Consider the following 5,232-nt stretch of genomic DNA (forward strand, 5'->3'; position numbering starts at 1 on the left):
GGCTGCTGTAGAATGCGCGCCTCGGTTGAGCGAAAGCTTAACCAACCGCTCTTTAACAACTGAATCAAGCAATTCGTGTGGGTGCTTGTGGAGTCAGACTGATAGTCAACAAGATTATCAGCATCACAAGTTACTCCGCGAGAAATCAAAGATGTAACCAACGATTGCTGAGCCAAGTTTAGGGTTTCTTAAAAACCCAAAGATGTTTGAACTGAAGAGTTTGATCATGGCTCAGATTGAACGCTGGCGGCAGGCCTAACACATGCAAGTCGAGCGGTAGAGAGGTGCTTGCACCTCTTGAGAGCGGCGGACGGGTGAGTAATACCTAGGAATCTGCCTGGTAGTGGGGGATAACGTTCGGAAACGGACGCTAATACCGCATACGTCCTACGGGAGAAAGCAGGGGACCTTCGGGCCTTGCGCTATCAGATGAGCCTAGGTCGGATTAGCTAGTTGGTGAGGTAATGGCTCACCAAGGCTACGATCCGTAACTGGTCTGAGAGGATGATCAGTCACACTGGAACTGAGACACGGTCCAGACTCCTACGGGAGGCAGCAGTGGGGAATATTGGACAATGGGCGAAAGCCTGATCCAGCCATGCCGCGTGTGTGAAGAAGGTCTTCGGATTGTAAAGCACTTTAAGTTGGGAGGAAGGGCATTAACCTAATACGTTAGTGTTTTGACGTTACCGACAGAATAAGCACCGGCTAACTCTGTGCCAGCAGCCGCGGTAATACAGAGGGTGCAAGCGTTAATCGGAATTACTGGGCGTAAAGCGCGCGTAGGTGGTTTGTTAAGTTGAATGTGAAATCCCCGGGCTCAACCTGGGAACTGCATCCAAAACTGGCAAGCTAGAGTATGGTAGAGGGTAGTGGAATTTCCTGTGTAGCGGTGAAATGCGTAGATATAGGAAGGAACACCAGTGGCGAAGGCGACTACCTGGACTGATACTGACACTGAGGTGCGAAAGCGTGGGGAGCAAACAGGATTAGATACCCTGGTAGTCCACGCCGTAAACGATGTCAACTAGCCGTTGGGAGCCTTGAGCTCTTAGTGGCGCAGCTAACGCATTAAGTTGACCGCCTGGGGAGTACGGCCGCAAGGTTAAAACTCAAATGAATTGACGGGGGCCCGCACAAGCGGTGGAGCATGTGGTTTAATTCGAAGCAACGCGAAGAACCTTACCAGGCCTTGACATCCAATGAACTTTCTAGAGATAGATTGGTGCCTTCGGGAACATTGAGACAGGTGCTGCATGGCTGTCGTCAGCTCGTGTCGTGAGATGTTGGGTTAAGTCCCGTAACGAGCGCAACCCTTGTCCTTAGTTACCAGCACATAATGGTGGGCACTCTAAGGAGACTGCCGGTGACAAACCGGAGGAAGGTGGGGATGACGTCAAGTCATCATGGCCCTTACGGCCTGGGCTACACACGTGCTACAATGGTCGGTACAAAGGGTTGCCAAGCCGCGAGGTGGAGCTAATCCCATAAAACCGATCGTAGTCCGGATCGCAGTCTGCAACTCGACTGCGTGAAGTCGGAATCGCTAGTAATCGTGAATCAGAATGTCACGGTGAATACGTTCCCGGGCCTTGTACACACCGCCCGTCACACCATGGGAGTGGGTTGCACCAGAAGTAGCTAGTCTAACCCTCGGGAGGACGGTTACCACGGTGTGATTCATGACTGGGGTGAAGTCGTAACAAGGTAGCCGTAGGGGAACCTGCGGCTGGATCACCTCCTTAATCGACGACATCAGCTGCTCCATAAGTTCCCACACGAATTGCTTGATTCATTGAAGAAGACGATAGAAGCAGCTTTAAGCTCCAGGCTGATAGCTCACGCTAACAGTTACAAGCTCGAAATTGGGTCTGTAGCTCAGTTGGTTAGAGCGCACCCCTGATAAGGGTGAGGTCGGCAGTTCGAATCTGCCCAGACCCACCAATTTTGTATGGGGCCATAGCTCAGCTGGGAGAGCGCCTGCCTTGCACGCAGGAGGTCAACGGTTCGATCCCGTTTGGCTCCACCATAAACTTGCTTCTGTATCGTAAAGCTTAGAAATGAGCATTCCATCAAATGATGGTGAATGTTGATTTCTGATCTTTTGATTAGATCGTTCTTTAAAAATTTGGGTATGTGATAGAAAGATAGACTGGATGACACTTTCACTGGTGTTTATTCAGGCTAAGGTAAAATTTGTGAGTTAAATTGCGAATTTTCGGCGAATGTCGTCTTCATAGTATAACCAGATTGCTTGGGGTTATATGGTCAAGTGAAGAAGCGCATACGGTGGATGCCTTGGCAGTCAGAGGCGATGAAAGACGTGGTAGCCTGCGAAAAGCTTCGGGGAGTCGGCAAACAGACTTTGATCCGGAGATGTCTGAATGGGGGAACCCACCTAACATAAGTTAGGTATCTTAAGCTGAATACATAGGCTTAAGAAGCGAACCAGGGGAACTGAAACATCTAAGTACCCTGAGGAAAAGAAATCAACCGAGATTCCCTTAGTAGTGGCGAGCGAACGGGGACCAGCCCTTAAGCTGTATTGATGTTAGCGGAACGCTCTGGAAAGTGCGGCCATAGTGGGTGATAGCCCTGTACGCGAAAACATCTTTGCAGTGAAATCGAGTAGGACGGAGCACGAGAAACTTTGTCTGAATATGGGGGGACCATCCTCCAAGGCTAAATACTACTGACTGACCGATAGTGAACTAGTACCGTGAGGGAAAGGCGAAAAGAACCCCGGAGAGGGGAGTGAAATAGATCCTGAAACCGTATGCGTACAAGCAGTGGGAGCCCACTTTGTTGGGTGACTGCGTACCTTTTGTATAATGGGTCAGCGACTTATTTTCAGTGGCAAGCTTAACCGAATAGGGGAGGCGTAGCGAAAGCGAGTCTTAATAGGGCGTCTAGTCGCTGGGAATAGACCCGAAACCGGGCGATCTATCCATGGGCAGGTTGAAGGTTGGGTAACACTAACTGGAGGACCGAACCGACTACCGTTGAAAAGTTAGCGGATGACCTGTGGATCGGAGTGAAAGGCTAATCAAGCTCGGAGATAGCTGGTTCTCCTCGAAAGCTATTTAGGTAGCGCCTCATGTATCACTGTAGGGGGTAGAGCACTGTTTCGGCTAGGGGGTCATCCCGACTTACCAAACCGATGCAAACTCCGAATACCTACAAGTGCCGAGCATGGGAGACACACGGCGGGTGCTAACGTCCGTCGTGAAAAGGGAAACAACCCAGACCGTCAGCTAAGGTCCCAAAGTTATGGTTAAGTGGGAAACGATGTGGGAAGGCTTAGACAGCTAGGAGGTTGGCTTAGAAGCAGCCACCCTTTAAAGAAAGCGTAATAGCTCACTAGTCGAGTCGGCCTGCGCGGAAGATTTAACGGGGCTCAAACCATACACCGAAGCTACGGGTATCACTTAGGTGATGCGGTAGAGGAGCGTTCTGTAAGCCTGTGAAGGTGAGTTGAGAAGCTTGCTGGAGGTATCAGAAGTGCGAATGCTGACATGAGTAACGATAATGGGTGTGAAAAACACCCACGCCGAAAGACCAAGGTTTCCTGCGCAACGTTAATCGACGCAGGGTTAGTCGGTCCCTAAGGCGAGGCTGAAAAGCGTAGTCGATGGAAAACAGGTTAATATTCCTGTACTTCTGGTTATTGCGATGGAGGGACGGAGAAGGCTAGGCCAGCTTGGCGTTGGTTGTCCAAGTTTAAGGTGGTAGGCTGGAATCTTAGGTAAATCCGGGATTCTAAGGCCGAGAGCTGATGACGAGTGTTCTTTTAGAACACGAAGTGGTTGATGCCATGCTTCCAAGAAAAGCTTCTAAGCTTCAGGTAACCAGGAACCGTACCCCAAACCGACACAGGTGGTTGGGTAGAGAATACCAAGGCGCTTGAGAGAACTCGGGTGAAGGAACTAGGCAAAATGGCACCGTAACTTCGGGAGAAGGTGCGCCGGTGAGGGTCAAGCATTTACTGCGTAAGCCCACGCCGGTCGAAGATACCAGGCCGCTGCGACTGTTTATTAAAAACACAGCACTCTGCAAACACGAAAGTGGACGTATAGGGTGTGACGCCTGCCCGGTGCCGGAAGGTTAATTGATGGGGTTAGCTAACGCGAAGCTCTTGATCGAAGCCCCGGTAAACGGCGGCCGTAACTATAACGGTCCTAAGGTAGCGAAATTCCTTGTCGGGTAAGTTCCGACCTGCACGAATGGCGTAACGATGGCGGCGCTGTCTCCACCCGAGACTCAGTGAAATTGAAATCGCTGTGAAGATGCAGTGTATCCGCGGCTAGACGGAAAGACCCCGTGAACCTTTACTATAGCTTTGCACTGGACTTTGAATTTGCTTGTGTAGGATAGGTGGGAGGCTTTGAAGCGTGGACGCCAGTCTGCGTGGAGCCAACCTTGAAATACCACCCTGGCAACTTTGAGGTTCTAACTCAGGTCCGTTATCCGGATCGAGGACAGTGTATGGTGGGTAGTTTGACTGGGGCGGTCTCCTCCTAAAGAGTAACGGAGGAGTACGAAGGTGCGCTCAGACCGGTCGGAAATCGGTCGTAGAGTATAAAGGCAAAAGCGCGCTTGACTGCGAGACAGACACGTCGAGCAGGTACGAAAGTAGGTCTTAGTGATCCGGTGGTTCTGTATGGAAGGGCCATCGCTCAACGGATAAAAGGTACTCCGGGGATAACAGGCTGATACCGCCCAAGAGTTCATATCGACGGCGGTGTTTGGCACCTCGATGTCGGCTCATCACATCCTGGGGCTGAAGCCGGTCCCAAGGGTATGGCTGTTCGCCATTTAAAGTGGTACGCGAGCTGGGTTTAGAACGTCGTGAGACAGTTCGGTCCCTATCTGCCGTGGACGTTTGAGATTTGAGAGGGGCTGCTCCTAGTACGAGAGGACCGGAGTGGACGAACCTCTGGTGTTCCGGTTGTCACGCCAGTGGCATTGCCGGGTAGCTATGTTCGGGAAAGATAACCGCTGAAAGCATCTAAGCGGGAAACTTGCCTCAAGATGAGATCTCACTGGAACCTTGAGTTCCCTAAAGGGCCGTCGAAGACTACGACGTTGATAGGTTGGGTGTGTAAGCGCTGTGAGGCGTTGAGCTAACCAATACTAATTGCCCGTGAGGCTTGACCATATAACACCCAAGCAATTTGCGTCGAATAGACCAGATTGCGGTGTGTGAAGACGATACAAACCGAAAGTTTGCAA

The 5,232-nt window shown here is 51.0% G+C and carries 2 tRNA genes and 2 rRNA genes; all 4 read left to right on the plus strand.

Features of this window, described 5'->3' with window-relative positions:
* Positions 1-208 precede the first annotated feature (208 nt).
* The 4 genes from ACZRJQ_RS21915 (at position 209) to ACZRJQ_RS21930 (ending at position 5,158) form a co-directional block, all read left to right on the plus strand.
* A 16S ribosomal RNA gene (locus ACZRJQ_RS21915) occupies positions 209-1,745 on the plus strand.
* 122 nt (positions 1,746-1,867) lie between these two features.
* Positions 1,868-1,944 (plus strand) — tRNA-Ile (locus ACZRJQ_RS21920).
* 9 nt (positions 1,945-1,953) lie between these two features.
* Positions 1,954-2,029, plus strand: a tRNA-Ala gene (locus ACZRJQ_RS21925).
* A gap of 237 nt (positions 2,030-2,266) precedes the next feature.
* Positions 2,267-5,158 (plus strand): 23S ribosomal RNA (locus tag ACZRJQ_RS21930).
* Together the 16S and 23S rRNA genes with 2 tRNA genes alongside form the textbook arrangement of a ribosomal RNA operon.
* Positions 5,159-5,232: the final 74 nt, after the last annotated feature.

This window comes from Pseudomonas sp. E315 (assembly GCF_055406205.1).